The sequence below is a fragment of the Staphylococcus sp. 231237_7MaSpsaltlick genome (assembly GCF_043107035.1).
The window spans coordinates 145,846-170,210 of sequence record NZ_JBICNX010000002.1; the positions used below are offsets into that span (position 1 = coordinate 145,846).

The 24,365-nt window shown below is 32.2% G+C and carries 20 protein-coding genes; 5 read left to right on the forward strand and 15 right to left on the reverse strand.

From position 1 onward, the window contains the following. Positions 1–876 precede the first annotated feature (876 nt). The 3 genes from ACF91D_RS03835 to ACF91D_RS03845 all read right to left on the reverse strand — a co-directional run bounded on the left by ACF91D_RS03835 (position 877) and on the right by ACF91D_RS03845 (position 5,599). Entirely contained in the window at positions 877–1,245 is a 369-nt protein-coding gene (locus ACF91D_RS03835; protein WP_039069214.1) for a Na-translocating system protein MpsC family protein, read from the reverse strand. A gap of 174 nt (positions 1,246–1,419) precedes the next feature. Next, positions 1,420–4,068, reverse strand: coding sequence for a DUF2309 domain-containing protein (locus ACF91D_RS03840; RefSeq protein ID WP_327620945.1), 2,649 nt, complete (start codon positions 4,066–4,068; stop codon positions 1,420–1,422). 1 nt (position 4,069) lies between these two features. Continuing rightward, positions 4,070–5,599, reverse strand: coding sequence for an NADH dehydrogenase subunit 5 (locus tag ACF91D_RS03845; protein ID WP_327620946.1), 1,530 nt, complete (start codon positions 5,597–5,599; stop codon positions 4,070–4,072). A 517-nt stretch (positions 5,600–6,116) separates the two neighbouring features. Between ACF91D_RS03845 and ACF91D_RS03850 the strand changes: the two genes are divergently transcribed. The 3 genes from ACF91D_RS03850 (at position 6,117) to melB (ending at position 9,996) form a co-directional block, all read left to right on the forward strand. Next, positions 6,117–7,001: an AraC family transcriptional regulator gene (locus ACF91D_RS03850; RefSeq protein WP_327620947.1), complete on the forward strand. Its 885-nt coding sequence runs from the start codon at positions 6,117–6,119 to the stop codon at positions 6,999–7,001. A 172-nt stretch (positions 7,002–7,173) separates the two neighbouring features. After that, positions 7,174–8,472: an alpha-glucosidase/alpha-galactosidase gene (gene melA, locus ACF91D_RS03855; protein WP_327620948.1), complete on the forward strand. Its 1,299-nt coding sequence runs from the start codon at positions 7,174–7,176 to the stop codon at positions 8,470–8,472. Between the two features lie 153 nt (positions 8,473–8,625). Beyond that, positions 8,626–9,996, forward strand: coding sequence for a melibiose:sodium transporter MelB (gene melB / locus ACF91D_RS03860; protein ID WP_107549985.1), 1,371 nt, complete (start codon positions 8,626–8,628; stop codon positions 9,994–9,996). 484 nt (positions 9,997–10,480) lie between these two features. Here melB and ACF91D_RS03865 read toward each other — a convergent pair whose 3' ends face one another. The 7 genes from ACF91D_RS03865 to ACF91D_RS03895 form a co-directional block, all read right to left on the reverse strand. After that, a complete protein-coding gene (locus tag ACF91D_RS03865; protein WP_101051013.1) occupies positions 10,481–11,521 on the reverse strand; it encodes an NAD(P)-dependent alcohol dehydrogenase in 1,041 nt (346 codons plus the stop codon). A gap of 181 nt (positions 11,522–11,702) precedes the next feature. Beyond that, positions 11,703–12,170, reverse strand: coding sequence for a DUF805 domain-containing protein (locus ACF91D_RS03870; protein ID WP_327620949.1), 468 nt, complete (start codon positions 12,168–12,170; stop codon positions 11,703–11,705). A gap of 149 nt (positions 12,171–12,319) precedes the next feature. Then, complete coding sequence (gene yidC / locus ACF91D_RS03875) at positions 12,320–13,141, reverse strand: membrane protein insertase YidC (protein ID WP_069792660.1); 822 nt, start codon at positions 13,139–13,141, stop codon at positions 12,320–12,322. 27 nt (positions 13,142–13,168) lie between these two features. Then, positions 13,169–14,269: a helix-turn-helix domain-containing protein gene (locus tag ACF91D_RS03880; RefSeq protein ID WP_069792611.1), complete on the reverse strand. Its 1,101-nt coding sequence runs from the start codon at positions 14,267–14,269 to the stop codon at positions 13,169–13,171. Between the two features lie 248 nt (positions 14,270–14,517). Next, positions 14,518–16,011 (reverse strand): tripartite tricarboxylate transporter permease, encoded by a 1,494-nt coding sequence (locus ACF91D_RS03885; protein WP_069792612.1) that lies wholly within the window; start codon positions 16,009–16,011, stop codon positions 14,518–14,520. A 14-nt stretch (positions 16,012–16,025) separates the two neighbouring features. Next, complete coding sequence (locus ACF91D_RS03890) at positions 16,026–16,469, reverse strand: tripartite tricarboxylate transporter TctB family protein (RefSeq protein WP_039069444.1); 444 nt, start codon at positions 16,467–16,469, stop codon at positions 16,026–16,028. Positions 16,470–16,481: 12 nt separating this feature from the next. Continuing rightward, positions 16,482–17,462, reverse strand: a complete 981-nt coding sequence (locus ACF91D_RS03895; RefSeq protein WP_069792613.1) for a tripartite tricarboxylate transporter substrate binding protein — start codon at positions 17,460–17,462, stop codon at positions 16,482–16,484. A gap of 334 nt (positions 17,463–17,796) precedes the next feature. Here ACF91D_RS03895 and ACF91D_RS03900 point away from each other — a divergent pair, with 334 nt between their 5' ends. Next, entirely contained in the window at positions 17,797–18,852 is a 1,056-nt protein-coding gene (locus ACF91D_RS03900; RefSeq protein WP_069792614.1) for a DUF418 domain-containing protein, read from the forward strand. Positions 18,853–19,166: 314 nt separating this feature from the next. Here the strand turns inward: ACF91D_RS03900 and ACF91D_RS03905 are convergent, their stop codons facing one another. Further along, positions 19,167–19,907 (reverse strand): SDR family NAD(P)-dependent oxidoreductase, encoded by a 741-nt coding sequence (locus ACF91D_RS03905; RefSeq protein WP_107549834.1) that lies wholly within the window; start codon positions 19,905–19,907, stop codon positions 19,167–19,169. A 348-nt stretch (positions 19,908–20,255) separates the two neighbouring features. On the opposite strand from ACF91D_RS03905, the gene isaB reads away from it, so the two are divergent. Continuing rightward, positions 20,256–20,765, forward strand: coding sequence for an immunodominant staphylococcal antigen IsaB family protein (gene isaB, locus ACF91D_RS03910; RefSeq protein ID WP_039069453.1), 510 nt, complete (start codon positions 20,256–20,258; stop codon positions 20,763–20,765). A 194-nt stretch (positions 20,766–20,959) separates the two neighbouring features. On the opposite strand, the gene ACF91D_RS03915 is transcribed toward isaB, so the two are convergent. From ACF91D_RS03915 to ACF91D_RS03930, 4 genes are all read right to left on the reverse strand, one after another. Beyond that, complete coding sequence (locus tag ACF91D_RS03915) at positions 20,960–21,055, reverse strand: type I toxin-antitoxin system Fst family toxin (RefSeq protein WP_107549122.1); 96 nt, start codon at positions 21,053–21,055, stop codon at positions 20,960–20,962. A gap of 262 nt (positions 21,056–21,317) precedes the next feature. Further along, positions 21,318–22,493 carry an ABC transporter permease gene (locus ACF91D_RS03920; RefSeq protein WP_039069454.1) on the reverse strand — a complete coding sequence of 392 codons (1,176 nt, stop codon included), beginning with the start codon at positions 22,491–22,493 and terminating at the stop codon, positions 21,318–21,320. Then, positions 22,490–23,170 carry an ABC transporter ATP-binding protein gene (locus tag ACF91D_RS03925; protein WP_107549124.1) on the reverse strand — a complete coding sequence of 227 codons (681 nt, stop codon included), beginning with the start codon at positions 23,168–23,170 and terminating at the stop codon, positions 22,490–22,492. The genes ACF91D_RS03920 and ACF91D_RS03925 overlap by 4 nt, the downstream gene beginning before the upstream one ends. After that, the gene (locus ACF91D_RS03930) at positions 23,167–24,282 is read right to left on the reverse strand and encodes an efflux RND transporter periplasmic adaptor subunit (protein WP_327620950.1); all 1,116 of its coding nucleotides are present in this window, start codon (positions 24,280–24,282) and stop codon (positions 23,167–23,169) included. The genes ACF91D_RS03925 and ACF91D_RS03930 overlap by 4 nt, the downstream gene beginning before the upstream one ends. Positions 24,283–24,365 lie beyond the last annotated feature (83 nt).

A 24,365-nucleotide genomic window follows, 5' to 3' on the forward strand; every position in this document is an offset into this window, starting at 1 on the left:
TTTAACATTTGTAGTTAAAAAATGGCAAAAGAAAAAGAACCATAATTAAAAATTATGATTCTTTAACACCCAATTAGCAATATTACTATAAACTTTCATAATAATTCAAGTATATTTTTAATTTTTATTTTTATAAAATAGCGAGAATTTGAATTATGTAATTTATAAAAATAACCAATTTTAATCAATCTTGTTTTTATGCCAATCATTTAGTAACTATGTTCATAAAATTATATATAATTACTTTTTATATAATTTATATATTTTAACATTTACGCATTATTTTTACACAGTTAGGGAATTTATTCCAAAAATTTATTCAATTATTATAATATTTATGTGTAGGAGGTGAACTCACTTTTAGTAAACTTTGTATATTAATGTGACTGACCACTTTATACAAGCTTTTAAACGAATTCATGTTACTTTAATTAAATAATACTTTTTTCGTCGTTGTTGGGTATTAAATAGCTAAGTTACATATTATTTACAAGCTAGTGGTTAAAGTTGAAATATTAATCCCGTAATACTTAGTTTATGTTCTACACTTTTAACAGTATTAAAACAATGAATCTTTATTTAAGAATCTTAACTAAAGATTATGATACTTTAACACCCAATTATTTATATGATGATAGTTTTTAACGTAAACTTTACTCTTCCGGATTCCTGATTCATAACTAGTAGTGTGCACATACTGTCCCTTACAACAGTATGTGCATTTTTTATGCTATTGTCACGCTTAACTTCATATTAAATATGAGCTTAATTTACTTCTATAACTTTTCAACGTTACACATAGAAATACACTTAATTAATCAATAAACGACATTTATCAATAAATTAAGTGCATTACTTCGAAAAAATAAGTCTTTGTCAGTCAGCAAACTTCTTCTCTAAATCGTTATATAGTTTGAAAATCATAATACGTTCTCCTGTTATAGAACTCAAGTCTGTATGAAAACTTTTAACTTCTTCACCAGAAATTGATAACACAATTTCATTAAGTTCTTCTATCCCTGATTCTACAAGTTTAGAACGCGTTCGTTTAATCGTTAATAAACCTTCATTCGTGCCACAAACTTTGTACTCTGCTTGCGTTAATACACCTTGTAAACTGACTATAATCATATCACGCAATATGTCTGTTTTAACTGAAAGAGAACCACGACCGAGGAAGTCCTTTTCCCACTGTGTAATTGCTTTACTGATTTCAGACTCATAGGTACCTTTGGTTTTTTTCATTAAATATACATCTCCTGTAGAACCAAAATTAGAAATTTATTTTAACAAAGATAACAGTACCATTTTTCAGCAATTTTCTCTATAGCTACACTGTTTTGCCTATGAATTAAGAGCTATATCAAATTGTTTAGTTAAATACTATAAAGTGGGTTACCTAGCGCATAGCCACCCACTTTATAGGTTAGTTGTCCAATTATGCCATGTCCCTTGTTCATCCACACTAGCCAATCTTACCCAGCCATTAAGTAATTTTTGTTTAAAATTAGAATCATTATCCAATAATTTTTTAATAAATGACTGTGGTGCCTGTATAATAATTAACAATCTTATCGGCGAATGGTACATTTTGTTATCAGCTGCCATCACAGATTGCCACGGCAATCCCGTTAATAAGTCACTGGCGTTTCCTTGCATAACACCGATACCCGCCGTTACTGTCTGCGTTGCTTTACTACCACTGCCATAAAAATGAGGCGCTACTGTCGATGCATAGTACTGCAAATTAATCCATTGTGCAACAAGTGCTGGGCCAGCAATAATATTTGCTAATATACTGCCATCTTTGTCATTATGCCAATCATAATTATGCAAGAAAGCTCTACCTGCTAAATCACTATTTTTAGTTAATTCGCGTTGACCTATAATAAATGCTGCATTTTTCGCTAATCCCCATTCTGGTCTTATCTCGCTCCAATCATTTGTTATACGATGAACTTCATTGACTGGGTTCGGTTTAACTATATTATTATTCGGTAATTGCGCCAATCTTTTTTCATTTGCGGCATAACTTATTTGAGGCATTACCGCTTCGATTTTATCATAAGCTATTTGTGCTTCTTGAGATAATTCAGGTAAATATATCCACTTCAATTCATCTACAGAAGTTTGATGTTCTGCAGCTGCGAAAATAGTTTTTTCTGGGATTTCTATACCTTCCTGTAACAAACTTTCTCTAACCTCTGTCATATTACACAAATGAGCCAATACTTTAGCATTAAAACCACTGGCTGCCCCACCACATGCGCCACAATCTAATGAAGCTGCATAGGGATTATTAGCACTTTGGCTACCATGACCACACATCACAACTAATGGCGCAAAGTTTTTAGTTAAATCCATTAATTTCAATGCTTGTAATGTATAATTTACTTTTTCCGCTTTAGTGAAACCAATTGGTAGCCCATCTTCAAAATGTATATGTTGGTGGTTATGATGTTGGTTACGATCCAATGTCAAAGTAGTATCTTGTGGTTTTTGTAACCAATTACTATAAAACTTACGAATCATCGCACCCACACGTCTCGGCATAAAACTTCTTGTTAACATTTGTAGTGACAACCATGGGCCACTCAATTCCGGTAAGAGTAGACTTGGCAAAACGTTCTGTTTCATTTTTTTGAATGTATAAGTAACAGATTCTAATGCATGTTTACGTTGTTGAAACGCGTTGGGTTCACGTTCATGTGTATATTCTTGAATTTTATGTTGTGGTTGATTCATAACTGGTAATGAGGGATGATTGTATTTGCTACCTAACTCTGATTTCTCTATTGGTAAACCAAAGAAACCTGCAATACCAAGTGTTTCAAACGGGCCAGCCGCTTCAACTTGTCTTCTAAAAGGCTCCGATCTTACATCAATACAAAATGCCATTTGAACTTCTGTCTTTTGTGATGTCATTTGGTAAGGTTTCTTTGAAACAATCATGTCTTTTAATTGTTCGTTATATGTTTCTTCCCATGCCTCTAACCACAATTTTCGGCACAATTGATCATTAAATTCATTCGCAAACTGCACGTGTTGTTCTTTTTCTTCTATACTTAATGCACGCCAAGTTTCTACCGTAAATCCACCCCACTGCAACCATGAAACAATATTTGTTTCCAAAGCACTTTCATCTTTAGCATCTGGAGGCGTAACGGGTAAATGAGGATCTACAATTGCCCATTCCATCGCAACGCGTATAGCAAGGTAAGTAAATAATAAATCATGAACTTTTTTATGATGATCATCTTGCCACATCATCATTCCAGCCCAACCTGGCAAGGATAATAAATGATTCTCTAAGTATGTTTGAACTTCTATGTCCTTAATACCTAAATTGTTTAATGACACTTTAAGCAATGATTCAGCATCGTTTGGCAATGATTGTAACCGCATGCGTTGTTGTTTAGTTAACGCTGGGTCATATGGTACTAATCTCTGCCAAGCATTAAAAAGGCCTTTATCTCTATTTGGCATCGTCCATCCAGACTGTGCGTCATCAATAAATAACTTACACCATTTGATTACGTGATAATCTAAAGTATCAATCAATTTTTCATTTTTATCATCGAAAACATATGTACTAATTAATGGGACTGATGTAAGTTGTTCAGACGCAGTATTATTTTCCTTCAGACTTTCCCTCAAATCCCTTACGAGTTCGTCTATGATTTCTTGTTCTTCTGAGTATGCATCCAATGACTGTAATTTTAATGCTTGATGACCATATTGAGTTGCGTGTGCTTTCGGGATAGATAACTTTGTCTCTTCTATCCATTGTTGAAAACGACGTTCTATATACTTATCGCTTATCTCGCCTTGTTGTCTTGCTTCTATAATAGTTGTTCTCGCTGGATAAATATCGACTTTGCGTTCTTGTTTTAACCAACTTGCTACTTCATCAAATGTTTTATCTTCTAATCCAGACCAGGGACTTCTAGCAGCAAATACTGAAATGGGTGATAAAGGAACAATAACCTTGCTCGCATTTTCAACTGTTACGCGAATATCATCAAAATAGCTAGATTTCTCGATAGAATGTATATTGGATTCTCCCATTTTAGTGCCCTCCTTTGGATAAATATTTTTTCAAGTAATTAGGGTGACGTTCCACTGTTTCAATTTTTGCATCACCTAAATGTACAATCCACATATAAATAATTGAAAATGCTACTGATGAACGGTGACGTGCTACCCACGTACTCATCAAACTACCGAATAACAATATTAAAGCAACAATTACGACTACGAACATAGGTGGCTGTGCACTATGAAATGCGATGGTATGCAAAGCGTCATTGAAGAAATGGTGCACGATATAATAGACTATGCCGACCACACCAAGTACTAATAACCCCATAATACGACCAAATTTCCCTTCACCAAAGGCTACTAACTGTGTCCAAGATACAGATAACGACCACGCTAAGATAAGACCACTCACTAAACGATAGCCTTGTTCGGGAGCTGATAGCCAAAATCCTAGCCCTATCATAATCGCTAGTCCACGCCCTGCTAGTATCCATAAGTAAGACATTCTTTCATTTGCACGACTTGGTACATTAAAATGACGAACAGCTGAACCAGAACGTAAAAAGAGCGTCGCTTTAAATAAACCATGTAATATTAGATGAATGATCGCTGGTATATATGCGCCTAACGCACATTGAATTAGCATAAAACCCATTTGTCCGATTGTTGAACCCACTAATAAACGCTTATAGTCCACATGTACTAAACTAATACCCGCACCTATAAGTACAGAGGCGCTCGCAAAGCATAATAAAACGATTGTTGCAATGTCACCGTTAAACAGTGGAGAAAAACGCGTTAGCATAATACCACCAGCATTCACAATGCCAGCGTGCATAATTGCAGATACAGGCGTTGGCGCTGCGACCGATTCAATCAACCATCTTTGGAATGGCCATTGTGCCGCTGGAATCATAACCGCCAATATTATTAACATATTAATGCCAAAACGTGTCCATGCATTGATTTGATCAAGGTTAGCATTGGTAAAAATACCTGTATAATGCCATTCTCCTGTTATAATTCCTAGCCATATAACAACTAACAATAATGCGAGCCAACTTAAGAAGAATAATTTCCCTGTAACAATAGCTGCTGCCCTTGTCACTCTCCAAGCACTCGTCAAACTAATAAGTAATGTTAGGCCAACTAATGTGAAACCCCAACTAACTACCATAATACGTAGGTCGCCTGTTAACCATGCAATAGATGCAAAACTTGTCGTTAAGGTAAATAGCGTAAAGTATTTTCTATAGCTTCTATCTCCGGCCAAATAGCGTACACAATAACGTTGAATGATTAAACCGATAATTAATACGAAAAATGCCATCAACCAAGATAAAATATCTGAATACCATAAGCCAATATTGATGTTTTTTGGTGCTAAAATTAAACCGATGAACGCTATCAATGGTGGCAGTGCTACTAAATATATATGTATCCGAACATACGCTAGTGATACGCGCTTATTTAAAAATATAACGCCGCTTATTACTGAAATGAATATCGCGACAAATAATAGAATGAGTAATAATGATAAATTAGGCGATGTAAGCATATCGCATCCTCCTCCGTTAGATATGATGACTGTGGTCATAAAGTTAGCTTTCTCTAAAAATCGTTGTAGGACTTATTAAAAAAGCCGACAATATATAATAAACCTCCGTCGATTTATTATTATTGTCGGCTTCATTACAACGCACGCTAATACTTTATGCAGTGATTTGTTTTGCTACCTATATATGTATGTTGCTTTTAAATTTATAAATTAAGTTAAATTATTTGCATATGTCGTATGATTTTCACTTTCTACTTCAATTTGTTTACTTTTTCAATTTGCCAATATTTCTATTAACATCTTGCTAAAGCCCAAATCATCTAGTTCAAGCACACATCAACAACTATATTTATTTTTATTTAATATTACTAACATATACTTATAGTTCGTCATTGTCAAGAAACAGCATTTTCGAACTAATAAAAATAATAATTCATTCGAAATTTTATAAATACATATTTAATATTTTTTAATTTAAATAATGATAAAATAATCACCAAGTATGGAGGGATGGAAGTTGACGAAAAAAATTGATTACAACGCTTATGGTTTTAGATTTAAAGGAGATTATCAATATAATGTTGCTGGTTTAAGTGCAATTGGTTTTGAACTCATACAAAGTTCAAGTTATCGATGGCATGGTTTGCACAGAGGTGAAAAAGATGTGTACATTTTTCAATATACAACTCGAGGTTATGGTGCAATTTCAATAGACGAAAAAAATTATCAACTTGCTAAAGATGATGCTTTTTTTGTTCGTGTACCAAGTAATCATTGTTACTATCTTCCCAATCATTCGAGTGAATGGGAATTTGTCTATTTTACAATTTATGGCGAAGAAGTTAGTAGATTATTTAATAGAATTGTATCTACACATGGAAATATCCTAAAATTCCCTATTAATTCTGAACCCATCACACATATTATAGAAACGTTGCAAAAAATAGACGCTGTGGGCATTAAACATGGGTACGAATCTTCGTCGTGTGCCTATACATTTATGATGAAATGTCTAGAGTATCTCGAATATGGTTTGCAGAAATCTAATAATTACCCTCTTCCCACCATAAAAGCAATTAATTTTATAGAAAATCATTATCAACAAGACATTACATTAGACGATATAGTAGCAGTTACTGGGTTATCAAAATATCATTTTAGCCGCCAATTTCACAAAGTTGTGAATGATACGCCTATTAATTTTTTAACTAAAATTAGAATTAAAAATTCATTAATTTTATTAACTAAAAGTTCTCAAAGTATTGAATCTATTGCATATGAAGTAGGTTACGCCTCCAGTAATTATTTTAGTAAAGTTTTTAAGAAAATTGTTGGTATAACTCCTAATAACTATCGAAAAAATACTACGATTATGCCAGTTGATAAATTGTTCATCGATTAATAAAGAGCAATATATTACCCTTTTCAATATTATTTACGCTTGTTTGTCCTCAAAATAATGTCTAACCTATACATAAGCTATAGTGGTACCAGAAAATTTTCGCTTTATATTTTTAAAAATAAACCGTATTAATTATCATTCGGTTTTGAAATAAAACGAGGAGGCATGATTAATGGATAAAATTACATTTCTAGGTGCAGGAAGTACTGTATTTGCCAAAAATGTACTAGGCGATTGTATGACAGTTGAGGCATTACAAGATTTTGAATTTGCTTTATATGACATAGATGAACAACGATTACATGATTCAGAAATGATGTTAAACAACTTAAAGAAAAATTTACATTCGAACGTTACTGTGAAAGCATACCATAATCGTAAGGACGCATTATCAGGAGCAAAATATATCATAAATGCAATACAAGTAGGCGGATATGATCCCGCTACAATTACTGATTTTGAAATACCCAAAAAATATAACTTAAGACAAACTATCGCTGATACATTAGGTATTGGAGGTATTTTCCGTAATTTAAGAACAATACCAGTAATGCAAGCATTTGCCGATGATATAAAAGAAGTATGTCCAGATGCTTGGTTTTTAAATTATACAAATCCGATGGCAGTTTTAACTAATATAATGCTAAAAGAAGGTATTAAAACGGTTGGACTTTGCCATAGTGTTCAAGTATGTACGAATGACTTATTGGATTCATTAGATTTGCCAAAAGATAATATACAATCTAAGATTGCTGGAATTAATCACATGGCTTGGTTACTTGAAATCAAACAAAATGGCACAGACTTATATCCAGAAATCAAAAAGCGTGCCAAAGCAAAACAAAAATCAAAACATGACGATATGGTTCGTTTTGAAATTTTAGATAAATTTGGATTTTATGTTACAGAGTCATCTGAACATAACGCAGAATATCATCCTTACTTTATTAAAAATCTGTACCCAGAATTAATTGACAATTATAATATTCCATTAGATGAATATCCTCGTCGTTGCATAAACCAAATAGAAGAATGGTCACAAATGCGAGATGATATAGTTAACGATCAAAACCTAACTCATCGACGTTCTAACGAATATGGTTCTTATATTATTGAAGCAATGGAAACAAATAAACCATTTAAAATTGGCGGCAATGTATTAAATACTGGAGGTTTAATAAGCAATCTACCTGAAAATGCAGTTGTCGAAGTTCCATGTTTAGTTGATGCAAGTGGTATAGCCCCCACTTATATAGGTGCCTTACCTGAGCAACTCGCGGCTCTAAATAGAACAAATATAAACACTCAATTATTAACAATAGAAGCTGCATTAACTAATGATAAATCAAAAGTTTATCAAGCTGCTATGTTAGATCCACATACAGCCTCTGAACTATCTATCAACGATATTATCTCACTCTGTGATGATTTATTTGAAGCTCACGGTGATTGGCTTCCACCTTATAAATAAAATCTTACACCAGACCTGTGATTACTTAATCAGATGAGCAGTGTCTGGTTTTTTACAAAAGTTTTTACTATTAAAATTGAAAAGTTATATATATCTAAAAACTTAAGAACTTTGTTTATATAACTACTTAAGTTTTCTTATGAGGTGATTTATTTGGAGCGACAAATAACGCGTAAAGAAAAATATTCATTTGGCATTGGTGCTTTTGGTAAAGATTTAGTTGTTAATTTAATTGGCATATATCTTATGTATTATTTAACAGACATTTTAGGCATCACAGCTGGTTTTGTAGGAACATTATATTTTGTAGCTCGAATCTGGGACGCTATCAATGATCCTATTATGGGTATGATTGTAGATAAAACAAAAACAAAGTGGGGAAAATTCAGACCATGGTTAGTTATTGGTACTGTTATCAATTCTTTTGTAACCATTATACTATTCACAAATTTTGATTTGTCAGGCACCAATCTATATGTATTTGTCACAATAATGTATATCCTTTGGGGCATGACGTACACTATGATGGATGTTCCTTATTGGTCATGGTTACCAAATTTAACGAATAATCCAACCGAACGTGAAGAGGTGTCAGTGATTCCAAGGATTTTTGCGAGCCTAGCTAATTTAATTCTGGGTGCTATCGGTTTAAGTATTGTACTATTCTTGGATAATTTATTTGGAAATGGTGATCAATCCATTGGCTTTTTAATACTCACAATCATTATAATTATCTTCTTTATTACAACAATGGGAATCACTGTTCGCAATGTTAAAGAAGCCCCTACAAATATTGACACAGGTATTACATTACGTTTCAAAGATATATGGAGAATATTATTTACCAACAAAGAACTTTTGAATTATATCGGTATCCTAATCACCTTTTTCTTATGTACACAAATCATTGGAAATGTTCTTATTTATTATTTTAGCTATGTAGCTGAATCCAAGTTTTTATTTGCACTTTATAACGGTATGGGATTTGTAGAAATTCTTGCTTTAATTATGTTCCCAAGAGTTGCAAAATGGATTACACGAGAACGTATATTTCCTATTGCAACCTGTAGTGTAATAGTCGGACTATTGATTTTGCTAGCTGCAAGTTACATTTCACCACAAGGCATATTGCCTGTTGTAGTAGGTACTACCTTTATCAAAATTGGCACTGGATTCATTATGGGAATAATCACCGTTTCAATAGCAGACGTCATTGATTATAGTGAAATGAAGTTCGGACAAAGAAATGAAAGTGTTATCACATCTACTCAGACTTTCTTAATGAAAACTGCTATGGCCATTTCCGGTTTAATTACTGGATGGAGTTTAACACTTTTAGGTTATCAACCCGGCGTTCAACAAAATGAATTCACAAAAAATGGATTGCGTTTCATTATGGTTGTACTCCCAATAATTTGTATAACAGCTAGTTTTATTATTTATAAATGGAGTTATAAATTAAAAGGTGCATATATAAAAGATGTGGTTAATGTATTAAATCTAAGAAAAAGTAAAAAAGGATAATCTGGTTATCCACTTCAGAACTGATAAATAAAAACGACTGGTCTATAGTACCTTAGTCGCTAATATTTAAAAATACACCCCCTTACTATCTCAAATAGCGAGGGGGTTGGTGTTATTTAAGTATACTATTTAAGTGAAAATAAATAATCTAAGATCTTTTCCAATAAGTCTGATGCAGTATCTGTATCTGGCATGAAAATCACTCCCAACTATTGTAACGTTATGTTAGCGTTTACTTAAACGCTTATTAGTTAGTATAATAGTAAATTTTAACTTATACAAATTTTTTATATAAAAATTACTTAAGTTTTATGTTTATATAAGTAATTACACATATTATATCATTATCAATTTTATGCAATATATAAATTATATTTATAATAATAGCCACCTATTTCAGAAATTTATCTAAAACAAGTGGCTACTATAATATATTTTTAAAATTATTTTAAAGCACGTTGGTTATTCATTAATTGCAAGTTAATTACATTGTGCTTGTATCGATAACAAAGCGATATTTAACATCAGATGCTAAAACTCTTTCATAAGCTTCATCTATTTGATCAGCTGAAATCATTTCAATTTGAGGTTTGATATTGTGTTCAGCACAGAAGTCTAACATCTCTTGTGTTTCACGTATACCTCCTATAGCTGATCCAGCAAATGATCTACGGTGGCCAATTAAGTTCGCAACTCTTAATGAGATTGGTTCGGCTGGTGCCCCAACGTTAACAATTGTACCATCTAATGTCAGCAATTTAAGATAATCATCTAATTGCAAGTTTGCACTTACTGTATTGATAATTAAGTCAAAAGTTTTTGGTAGTTGCTCAAATGTAGATTCATCACGTGTTGCATAGTAATGTGTTGCACCTAATTTTAAACCATCTTCTTTTTTATTTAACGTTTGTGATAATACAGTTACTTCTGCGCCCATGGCATTTGCAATTTGAACAGCCATGTGTCCTAAACCGCCCATACCGATGATTGCTACTTTTTTACCTTCACTTGCTTTCCAATGATTTAAAGGTGAATAAGTAGTAATACCCGCACAAAGTAATGGAGCTGCAGCATCTAAACCGATATTATCAGGAATACGTAATACAAAATCTTCATGTACTACAATATGTGTTGAATAACCGCCTTGTGTCGGTTCACCATATCTATCCGTACCTGCGTATGTGCCAACCATTCCTTTTAGACAATATTGTTCTTCGCCGTTTTGACAATTTTCGCATTCGCCACAAGAATCAACCATGCAGCCAACACCTACACGATCATCTACTTCATACTTACTCACTTCTGACCCAACTTCTTTAACAATACCTGCAATTTCATGACCTGGCACTAGTGGATAGTGAACTGGCCCCCATTCACCATGTGCAGTATGAATATCAGAATGACATATACCTGCGTATTTAATCTCAATTAATACATCATGTGTATCAAGATCACGTCTTTTAATTTCTGTTGCATGAAAATTAGAATCCGGCCCGTTAACCGCTCTAGCTTTAGCATTAACCATAAAATGATTCCTCCAGTACTTATCCTATTTGAAGACTTTTCAACTTCTTCGCTTAACATCATAGCGTTTAGAGTTAACTCTAGTCCAAAAAACAGCCTATATATTGAGAAGTAATTATTCATGGTTTATAAAGAGCGCAATTTAAATATAGATACGAACTTTTCACTACAGATATCTTCGTTTAAGATGTTTTAGGGTTAATACCATACTTATTTTCATTCTTATGACCCTCAATGCAACAAATCACTATCACAATAATAGAAATCACTAAGTACAATAAGCTTCCTGCGACTAATACTAAAGAACTTCCGATAGAAAAATATATTTGAGGATTTATTAGCGTTACTATAATTCCAATTATCAGAAATACTAAAGGCGTTAAGTGTATAATCAATGGTAGTAACATAGACATTCCTATATCGTGTACACGTCTAACCATTACAGTGAATGTAGCAATAATAGTTACTACATTAAATACCCAATATATAATTTCAGCTATGATATGAGGCACAGGTAAAAAATCATTTAATATAGACGCAATTACAGATATAATAACTGTCATAAGTATTGGGTACCAATACTCTTTGCGCCTTGATCTACCTTTTATTTTCAAAGCATTAATCCAAAATAATTTGTAATAATGTATCATATAATAACTCCTTAAAAAAATTCAAACCAGATACATACTAACAAAAATATCTCTCTTTAGGTTGTAAGAATTAATTATGCAACTTATATTCCTTGGCTCGATTCCTTAAAAATACATATTGAATATCTTTTTAATATCGTGATTTTAACCTAACCGTAGCCTTTAATATCTTTATTACTATCTTTTTTCTGAATATGCTTACTCTTTATATTTTGCTTCAACAAACTTGCTTCTTTCATCGCTATCTTGGAATAATATTTATTCGAAAAATACATTTGGAATATTAAAAATAACGAGTTTACAGTCCAATATAAACCTAAAGCAGAAGCAGATGTAAGCGATATGTATACAATGAATATCGGGGAAATAATCGCCATCATATACCCCATCAATCGTTGTTCTTGTGGGATGTTTTCTAAATTTATTAATGGTTGTACGATGTATAAAACTCCTGCGATGACTGTAATCCAAATATCAGTTTGCGTTAAATTAAACCAAAGAAAATTAGCGTGCTCTGTTAATCCGCCACTCGTAGGCCATTTTAATGCTACATATAAACCAAATAGTACCGGCATTTGAATAAGCAAAGGAAAGCACCCTAGCATTGTTTTCATTGGGTTCATTCCATATTCTTTATACTTATTCATCATCGCTTGATTGGCAGCTATTCTATCTTCTTGTGTAGATGCATTTTTTATTTTTTTCTGCATTTCCTTTATTTCAGGTTTGACTATTTCCATTTTTTTACGCATAAAATGTCCATTTTTAGATTGTGCTAGCATAAATGGCAACATAACAATCCTAACAATCAATACTATTACAATAATTGCTAAGCCGTAGTTATTATTAAATACAGAACCTAGCCAATGCAAGAGATGATCCATTGGTTGCGCAAAAGTATTATAAAAAAAGCCACTTTTATTTTGTGACTTTGAATAATCACAACCAGATAAAAATATAGTTACTGTCATAATGAGAATTCTATATTTTCGAAACAATTACTCTCTCTCCTTTTTTAAATAGATTCGTTTAATTTTGGTTACAATGCTCTCAAATCCTTCTATATTATTAAAAGATGGGTGGTTTAAAACGCTTAAATAAAGCATTTCTAGCATATTTTCATAATTAACTGGCAATCTTTGACCAAATGGAAGTTGTTTGAACCATTCATTAATATCATCGAAAAATTCATCTGTGTGATAACTAAAATCGCTTATTAAATAGTCAAATGACTGACAAAATTTTTCTAGATTTTCTATAGTTTTTAATGGAGATTTATCGGAATAATACTGAGCAAATTGATAATAGATAGTAATTGTTAAATATGGATATAAATAATCAATGTTAAAAGCTGTATTTAGGTGATAAATTCTATTTTCTAGATTTTCTATCGATAAAGTATGTAAATCATAAGTTAAACGGAGCGTGAAATTTTGTAAATATAACATTAAAGATTGGTACATATCTGTCTGAATGACACTATTAGCCTTACTTTTTTCTCCATTCAGAATATACGCTTGAGCTAACATAAAACTTTGTCCTAATTTCATATCATGATCTGGCACATTATTAATAATATCAGTATATTTACCATCATATATTTGAAAGGCTAGTTTGTAGCCTTTAGCGTGCTTTTTCGTCTCTTCTATATCACAATTTTTTTCGATTAGATGAATCATTTTATAAGCTAGTTCTATCGTTTCGTTTTTTTGCTGCTCATTTTGACAATAGGATATATGATTCATCAAAAGTCCTAATAGCGAACTAAGTAATGTAAATTCATTACAATGACTACTATAATAATCTCTCACTCTCGATAAGTATTCATCATAGCTTGTAAGGTTAACCATTTTAGATAATGAGATTGAGATTTTCTTAATTTCTTTATCTGTCATAGTAAAGCTGTAATTAAGCAAGTCATCAACGGAAATATTGAAAACTTTTGCTAATTTAGGAAGCATTGTAATATCGGGGTATAGTGTTGCATTTTCCCATTTAGAAATACTAGTCTTTGTCGTATTAAGATGCTCAGCTAATGTTTCTTGTGTCATTCCACATCTTAGCCGTTCTTGTTTAATTATTTTAGATATTTGAATCATTTATAACACCTCTTATATTTAATCTTACTAGAAAACTTGAGTATGGTGTATTGCTTATATAGCACCTTTTAGAAACAAAGATTCCATTATAGAAACAAAAACATATTAAAAAGAGTAGAAAGAAAATCATATTGCTCAAATATGACTTCCTTCCTACTCTCTTATAATTAAATAATTAATTCGCACTTAATAAAGAACGAAAATAATCGCATTTTATATTCATAATTTTAAATATATCTATTTTCACATTATCTTTTTACTTTTTTAAAGCCTTTTATAATTAGTGGATAGAACAATGCTAAAATTGTCATTAATAATAATACAATACTTATCGGTGACCCTATAAATATATCTAATATATTATTATTACTTACTATTAAACTTTTACGAAAGTTTTGTTCCATATCTGACCCAATTATGGCAGCTAAGATTAAAGGCGCAATTGGGAAATCTAATAACTTCATTACTAAGCCAATAATACCGAAGATAATTAAAATATAAAAATCAATTACACTGTAACCTAATGTATATGTACCGATAAATGCAAGTACTAAAATAATTGGATATAAAACTTTAGGTGGCGTACGTAAAATCTTTAATAGTAAGCCGATTAAAGCAATGTTTAATATAACTAAAAAAATATTACCAATAAACATACTATTAACAAGAGTCCATATCATTTCAGGTTCATTTTCAAATAATAATGGTCCTGGCTGTAAGCCTAACATCACCACAGCTCCTAATATAACAGCTGTGGTTCCAGATCCTGGCACCCCCATTGTTAATAAGGGGATCAAAGCACCGACTGATGCAGCGTTATTGGAAGATTCAGGCGCAGCCACGCCTTCTATTTGACCCTTTCCAAAATTTTTACCGTTTTTAGATATTTGCTTTTCTGTCGAATAACTTAGCATTGCCGCAATAGATCCTCCTGCTCCAGGTAAAACACCGATTAGGAAACCAATTGGACTTTGTCTAAACATCGCTCCACGTGTTTTTTTCCAATCTTCTCTAGATAATTTCATTGATCCTACGTCATTTTTTGGTGGTTTTAATGCATGTAGGTTCAAATAATTGTACAACACCTCTGCTACTGCATATACCCCTATTATAACCACTAAGAAATCTATACCTTCACTTAAATGTGGAACATCAAACGTAAAACGATAAATGCTTGTCTGCAAGTCCACGCCTACAGTACTAATAATTAGTCCAATACTTGTTGCAATAAATCCTTTGACCATCTTCCCTGATGACAATGTAACAATAGCTGAAAGTGTAAATAAAAATAATAAAAAATATTCTTGTGGGCCAAATTTCAAAGCAAAATTTGACAATGGTTTTGCTAGAACTATAAAACCAATAACTGCTGTAATACCACCAATTAATGAAGCTATAGCTGATATTGTAAGTGCTTTACCTGCTTCACCTTTTTTAGTCATTGGGTAACCATCAAATGTAGCTGCAATTGCTGATCCATCACCTGGAGTATTTAATAATATAGAGCTTCTAGAACCTCCATACATAGCGCCATAATAAATTGAGACCATCAAGATTAATGCACTTACTGGTTCCATACCAAAAGTAACTGGTATAAGTACTGCTACTGCAGTAGCGGGCCCTAATCCAGGCAACATTCCTACAACTGTACCTAGAAAACCACCGATGAGCACCCATAAAAGATTCATCGGATGAAATGCTGTCGTTAATCCTTCCAAAAAACTACCAGTATCAATCCCCATTCAAATAACCCTCCTTAAGGTAAACTAACATCCAGTAATTGTGAAAAGGTATACCATGCAATACCAGAAAAAATTACTGTTACTAAAATATTTTGTAACCATCTTTTATAGCCATTAATTAAGAACATAATACATCCTAAAAATAGAATGGTTGAAATTAAAAATCCAAAACGTTCGAAAATAAAGGCATATATTATCGCTAAAATGATAGTCACTACAATGCGTATAAATGTACGTTTTTCAAGTAATTGTGAAAAAGCAGTAAATTTTTGGTGACGCTTTTTGAATTCTTGAAAAAAGTAAATAATACTCATTACAACAAGTAATAAACCGATTAGTAACGGAAAATACATAGGGCTGTTAGGATCGCCAATATTTGATTTTGGTATATTTATAGTTAACACTATATAAATCACACCAAATAATATTAATACTAATGGAAAAACAAGTCGTGACATTTATACTCCCCCTTATTTTAGACCTGAGTCATTTACTAGTTTATTATATTTCTTACGTTGTGCTTTCAAGAATTTTTCACTTTCTTCACTATCTTTATAGAAGTTTTCCCAATCATTGTTTTTTCTTATTTCTTGCCATCTTTTTGACTTAACAACTTTTTCCATTGTAGTATCCCAATACTCTCGTTGCTCGGGCGTCATATCTTTAGGGCCCATGACACCACGCCAGTGTGGAAACACTACATTAATGCCTTGATCTTCCCAAGTAGGTACATCTTCAATACCTTCAATTGGTTTATCAGAAGTTACAGCTAGCATTTTTAATTTACCAGTCTGATGCTGTTCTTTAACTTCCGAAACAGCTGTTGAAGCTACATCTACATGTCCCCCTAACAAAGCAGTTTGTAAATCTCCCCCACTTTTATAAACAAGAAAATCAATATTTTCTACATCAACGCCATATTCTTTTGCCGCTTGAACAAATGCTAAATGATCATTATTACCTAAACCTGGTGCAACCCCAATTGTTAAAGATTTAGGATCTTTCTTCAATTTTTCCATAACTTCTTTACCAGAATTTAAATTCGACTTATTAGATGCTGTTAGACTAATCCATTCTGTTGCTAAAATAGCAATAGGTGTAAAATCATCAGTATTTAAGTCACTTAATCCTAATTCATTATTAGACAATAATAAACTTGAATTAATAGAAATAGTGTTAGGTGAACGTGATTTTAAATATTGCCAACCTACTTCGCCACCACCTCCAGGTTTATTAATAACATTAACGTTTTGTTTAGTTAAATTTTCCTCAAGTATGATTTTTTGTATAGCACGCGCTGTGGTATCCCAGCCCCCACCTGGAGAAGCTGGAGCAACAATTTCTACTGTTTCATCTGGAAATTGCTTCTTCGATGCACTTGATTCATTGTTTTTGCCACATGATGCAAGCACAATTGAAAAAACAATGATTAAAACCAACCATTTTTTCATAATACCCCTCCTATTGTAAACGGTTACAAACTAGCTTTTATATTATCAGAAAATTCTGATTAAGTGAACGTTTTCCGTTGTTTTTATTAAAATTTTATATTATTTATTCTTAAAATATTATCAACCAAATCAAAAACACGCCAAGTTTATAAACTTGGCGTGTTTTTCACTCTAACAAAAGAGGTGTTTCAATTGAGACAAGTGTTTTTTAGATACAATTAAATTCTTTAGATAAAATTACTATTCAAGTGACGAAATTGTAAGGAAAAATTAATTTTCAGCACCCAGTTCTACTTGTATAATGTGCGTTATATTAAAAGAAACGAGGGATAAAATGAACGTACAAAAAGGTACAGCTTCACTATCAAGAATTAACCTCATTGATGTTATACGTGGAATAGCAATCATAGGAATTCTATTAATTAATATTCACTTCTTTGAGCCCTCTGATATCAAAAGTATAAAAATTAACACTTTTGATAGTAAAATGGTTAATTATATAGAATTATTCAGCCTAAATAAATTTCATTTTATATTTGCTTTTTTATTTGGTGTTAGCACTTCTATTTTTATAAACAATTTACAAAAAAAGCAGTTAACTATTTGGGTTCATATCCGTCGAATGATCCTACTCTTTATTGCTGGCGCACTCAGTTCCTTTTTATGGGACGGTGATATTCTTAAAATATATGCTGTTATGGGAATAGTTTTACTGTTATTTCAAAAGTTATCTAATATAATAAAGCTAAATAGCGGTATTTTATTAATTGTATTCGGTAACTTATTACCTATATTAATTAAGCTTATGGAAATAAGAGGAATTCATATTCCTCATTTAGTTAATTCTTTTATTTTATTGATGGTTATGCTTTCAACATTAGGACATATGTTATTAGGACAAGCACTTTATCACTTAGGGATTTTTACGAATAGAGATTTATTGCCTAAGTTAAAAATATACTGGCTAGTATTTTTATTAATAACAATAATTTTATGGACTATTTCACTATTTATCCAAAATCAAGGCATGTTGCACACATTTAACCAAAACAGTGGTCCTATTGTTGGCATGTTTTATATCTTATCAATTGTATTAATGTATCAATTTCGATCATTTCAAAAATTATTATCCTTGTTTATCCCTTATGGTAAGATGGCATTTACAAATTATTTAGGTCAAACCATAATAGGTGTTGTTATTTTAACACCTATATTTTCAAGCTATACAGTCCATGTTTACGGTATGCTTTTATTATATACATTCGTTATTGTGTTTCAAATTATATTTTCATTTATATGGATGCATTACTTTTTATTTGGTCCTTTAGAGTGGTTATGGCGTTGCGGCACATATTTAAAAATTCAGCCAATTAAAAGATCTAAAAAATAAGCTCTTCTTAAAGGAAAATATACTAAAAGAGACTCATCTTTGATAAAGTAAACAACGTATACGGCGCTCATTTTGCAAACATTTATAGAAGCTTATATTTTCGATTTTTCATTGTATAATACAATCAACCTTGGTAAAAAGACATCTATTATATAGTCTCTTCATTTTTGGGCACATCTTTTTATTAAAATTAACCCTTATTTATTTAGACGGTATTTATTTTTAAAACGACTAAAAGGCTCTTTGTTGAATAAGGAGCCTTTTAATATACCTTCTGAAATGGTAACTAAAATAATAAGCTAATTTGGATTTAATCAAGCATCTGTTCCTAAAGTCATGCCTCCATCTACAACAAGTTCAGCTCCGGTACAATACAAACTTTCATCAGAAGCAAAAAAAGCAATAGCTTTTGCTATATCGATTGGCTGTCCTATTCTATGAAGAGGTATCGAATTATAATAGGTGTTGCTTCCTTTACTTTCTGAAAACATACCTGTATCTACACCTCCAGGATGAACCATATTAACTCGTATGCCATAATCTCCTAATTCTATAGCTGTAGCCTTTGACATAGTTGAAATCGCAGCTTTCGTCGAGGCATATAAAGATGATTGATTAATGGGCGAGAAAGAGGAAATAGATACGGTATTTATAATAGAACCTTTCTTCTGTCTTTTCATGTGTGATGATACAACTTGCATTCCTAAGAAAACGCCAATTTGATTTGTATTTATTAATGCTTGATACTCTTCTAATGAAGTATTAATAAATGGTTTACGTAAATACATACCAGCATTGTTTACGAGGACATCCACACATCCAAAAGATTCTACTAATTTATCTATAGCTGATTCCCAATCGTTTTTATTACTCACATCTAATTTGATAGGTATAGCGCTATTTCCTAATTCGTTAGAGACTTTTATAGCTGATTCTAATTTTCTTGATCCAACGCCAATCTTCGCGCCTAGAGAAGCAAAATACTTGGCAATTTCTTTTCCTTGTCCTCTATTTGCCCCTGTTATCAATACAACTTTATCTGTTAAGTTTGGCAAGTAAACCCCTCCTTTGTACTTAGAATATATCAATAATTATATTTTACAAGTATAGAAGATTATCAAACAGTTAACCCTTAGCGTCACAAAATTCATATCCCCAGTAGTTCTATCTACAGCATCTACTTTTCCTACTTCTTTAAACAATTTTTTAATACTTTTTGCATCGTTAATATCAACTTCTTCTTTATATAAATCTTTACACTATAAGCTTGTTTGTTAATCATTTTATAAAGCAAAATTAGATCAGCCTTGTTCAAAGTGTAAATTTGCACTAACGGTATTAATTTTGCTATATTGGAACTGAATCATAATGTGATTCAATCTGTCTATATGGAGTGATATAGTATGAATAAAATTGCAAAAGTCTTTTTAACAGGTACATTTGTATTTGGAACTGCATTAAGTGTGAATGGTTATAAGGAAGATATATCAGATAATGAAGCACAAGCAGCAACGACTCAATCTTGGTATACTTATAGTGGATACACTTCAAAAGGTGGAGATTTCGTATTAGATCAATCTTTTTATAATGGGCTGAAAGCTGGAAACGTCAAGTTTAATGGAATTAAAGTTAATAGCAAGTATAGTTCCGAAACTGGCAGTAAAGTGATTTACGATCAAACTTTTCATCAGGTAGAGGATAATACAGCAAATAATGTAGAATTTGATATACAAAATAAAGCAGTAAGTTTTCAAGATATACGTGTACAATACGGCGAAAACTTTAAATATCAGCCCCCATTAAATGGCGATAAGAAAGCAAGCGGGGATGGACTTTATGGATACAAAGTTGGCGATGGTAATATTGTTTTTCATGTTAGTGATGGTTATGTAACAAGTGCTGTGGTTTCTTGATAGATTGTTTTAAAAATTAATGCTAGATGGTTAACATACAACAAACAATGATTATCTGTATATTTAAAGAATTTTGCATTCCTACGCACTATGATGTTATAATATATCTAACGAAGATTATATGCATATATGCACCAATCCCCTCACTACCGCAAATAGTGAGGGGATTTTTTGATGCGGCTTAACGTCGCCTTCTATTTATTGCGTTTACTACTAAGCCAGTAAGTAAAATACGCAACTGCACAATCACTAATGACTGGTGCAATGATGTGAACGAAGATCATAAGCATATTAAGCACCTCCTTCCGTCGAAAATATTGCCGGAAGTTAAGGCGACTTCATTATTATATCATCTGCCAAAATGTAATCCTATGTGATTCCAATAAGTTAAATTATATCAGCTCCACTTTAATATAGTAAAAGCCACACATCTTATTAAAAATGCGTGGCTCCTATTTTTCTATAAAAATTAATCATTATTTTAGAATATAGATTTTGACACTATCTTAAACATCATAAATATATTTTATAAAAATCATTTGCATTGTTTCACTATTTAATAATATCAATTAACTCTTTCTTAGCTGCTGCTCGAGCTGGAATCCAACCAAAAACAATTCCTATCAACATAGAAACGCCTACCGCAATGACTACAGAACTGATACTAACAACACTCTTAATGTAATCTGGTGTAACCGCATCAACTAGACTAGCGATTAAAATACCTAGAATCAATCCAATAAGACCACCGAGTACACATAGGACAACACTTTCCACTAAGAATTGTAGCTCGATGTCACGACTTTTCGCACCAAATGCGCGTCGAATCGCTATTTCTTCCGTACGTTCAGTAACTGAGATGTACATTACATTCATAACACCAATACCTGCAATAAATAGCGAAATCCCTGCTACTGCTGCCACAAAGTAAGTAATACCATCAAAGACTTTGTTAATTCCTTTCATCATCTCTTCAGTGTCATTATAACTATAGCTTCCGTCAGACATGCCCGAACCATTTTTATTCAATTTATCTGCAACTTTGTTAGCTACTTCTTTTTTATTCGCATTATCGGCAATCGTTAATTGTAATGATGGAAAATCTTGCTGTAAATTCCCCATATATTGATTAAATGTTTGAGATGGCATGCTAACAGCTTTAGGGTTCATCATATCATTAACGATACCTACAACTTCAAAACCTTGGCCATCAATATACAACGTCTTACCTATCGCATCTTTATTAAAGACATCTTTGGCAATTTTATCATCAACAGTTACGACCTTTTTGCGTAATTCATTATCTTCTGAATTAAAGCCTTTTCCTTCTTCAGGATGCATTACTTCATCTTTTTTCAGAATACTGATATCGCCTTTTTTCTGCGGATTTGTCATTTTTGCTGAATAACCTTGATCCTCAGTTTCTTTAATTTTGGCATCTGACACGCCATCGATTTGTTTTACAATTCCTATATCTTGCTGACTAAAAGGATTGTTTTTCGCACTTTCTCCACTGCTTGTCATAAAACTGATCAGCGCTGAATTTTTACCAGCGCCTGAATCTGAGAATTCATCTGCCGCAGTCTTTTTAAAACCATTACCTAACGACATAATCGTTATAACGGCCGCAATACCAATAATAATTCCAATCATAGTAAAGATATTACGTCGTTTGTTTTTTAAAATAGATTTGAACGAGATGGCGATAATATTCGATAAATTCTTCATTCTACCACCTCTTCCCGTTGAACGCGTCCATCTAAAATGTGAATAATACGGTCGGCTTTGTCGGCAACTTTACGATCATGTGTGACCATGATCATCGTCGTATTATACTCTTTATTTAACTTCATAAATAATTCCATAATATCCTTTGAAGTCTTCGAATCTAATGCCCCCGTTGGTTCATCGGCAATAATAAATTTAGGTTTATTAATAATGGCACGTGCAATCGCTACACGTTGTTGTTGACCACCTGATAATTTATTAGGGACAAGATGCTCTTTATCATATAGACCCACGTCATGTAATGTTTGTGTCACACGCTCTTTACGCGCTTGTGACCCTAATCCAGCGTATACCAAAGGGATGCTTACATTCTCTAAAATAGTATTATTTTGAATTAGTTTAAAGTTTTGGAATACAAATCCTACCGTCTTATTTCTAATATCTGAGAGTTGATTATCTGAAGTTTTTTTATAATTTTCTCCATTAAAAAGGTAATCTCCTTCATATCCACGATCAATAAACCCTAATATATTGATTAATGTACTCTTACCAGAACCTGAAGGACCCATAATCGCAATGAATTCACCTTCGTTAATGTTGATATTAATGTCTTTCAAAATATGGTTCTTTTCATCCCCATTTTTGAAGTATCGATTGATATCTACAAGTTCTATCATGATGACACCTCAACTTTGTCTCCATCATTTAATGTACTTTTAGGATTTTTGAGGACTTTATCACCTTTTTTCAGTCCTTCTTTAACAAAAATTTCTCCGTTCACTTTATCAATCTTAAGACCACGTTTTTCAACTTTATTATCTTTATTAACGACAAATACGTTATTATCTTTCGTTAATACTGTTTTAGGTAATTTAATAGAGTCTAGTGGTACTTTTACTTCCATAGAATAACCTGCACGTACTGGAATATCTATACCACTAATAATCACTGTGTATTTAGATGACTCTGAATCATTACCACCGCTTGGTGTTGATTGAACTGGGTTTGATGATTGCATTGTAGCACCTTCTTCATCACCACTTCCTCCGGCACTTGCACCACTTGCAGCTCCAGATTCACTCAACTGATCTTCATAGCTTTTAGGCAATTCTGCGATTTTTTTAATTGTCCCTTTACCTGTTTTACCATTACTTGTGATTTTAACGTCTACCTTGTCTCCCTCTTTGATTTTTTCTAAATCAAATTCTGAAACAGTCGTTTTGATTTGTGGTTCATTTGAAACTAATTGTAATATCGTTTGCCCATCCGATATATTTTCCTTATTTTTGATATCTACTTTACCATCAAATGCTGCGTATACACTGTCATTCACTTGTTTGTCATGTTGGTTTAATTGTTGTTGCGCTTCACTTAATGTACTTTGATCTTGTGTCAGTTTCTTTTGTAAATCACTATTGTTGGGCGCTTGATTAATATTTCTATAATCTTCATTAACTGCTTGCTGTGCTTCGTCCACTTTATTTACTAATTGTTGGCGTTTATTGTTGTTAACGTCATAGTTAATGAGTGAGTCTCCTTGCTTAACTGATTGACCATCATCAACTTGTGTACTTACAAATGTACCTAATTGACTATTGTTGTTATATGTTTTTACTGATTGAGGTGACGCTTTCCCTTCTAGATTAAGTGGACTTTCTTTCTCCACTTTATATGTATCGTATCCATTTTCATCCTTTTCATCGCTATTCACTTGTTTTAACACTAAAGCGATAGCTAATAATCCTATAACTGCGACAATCCCTATAAGCCACATCCATTTTTTCTTCAATTAACAAACACTCCTTATATATATTCTCACAGTAAGAATATCACAGTAACACAATTAAAAATATAAAGCATTTCATAATTAAT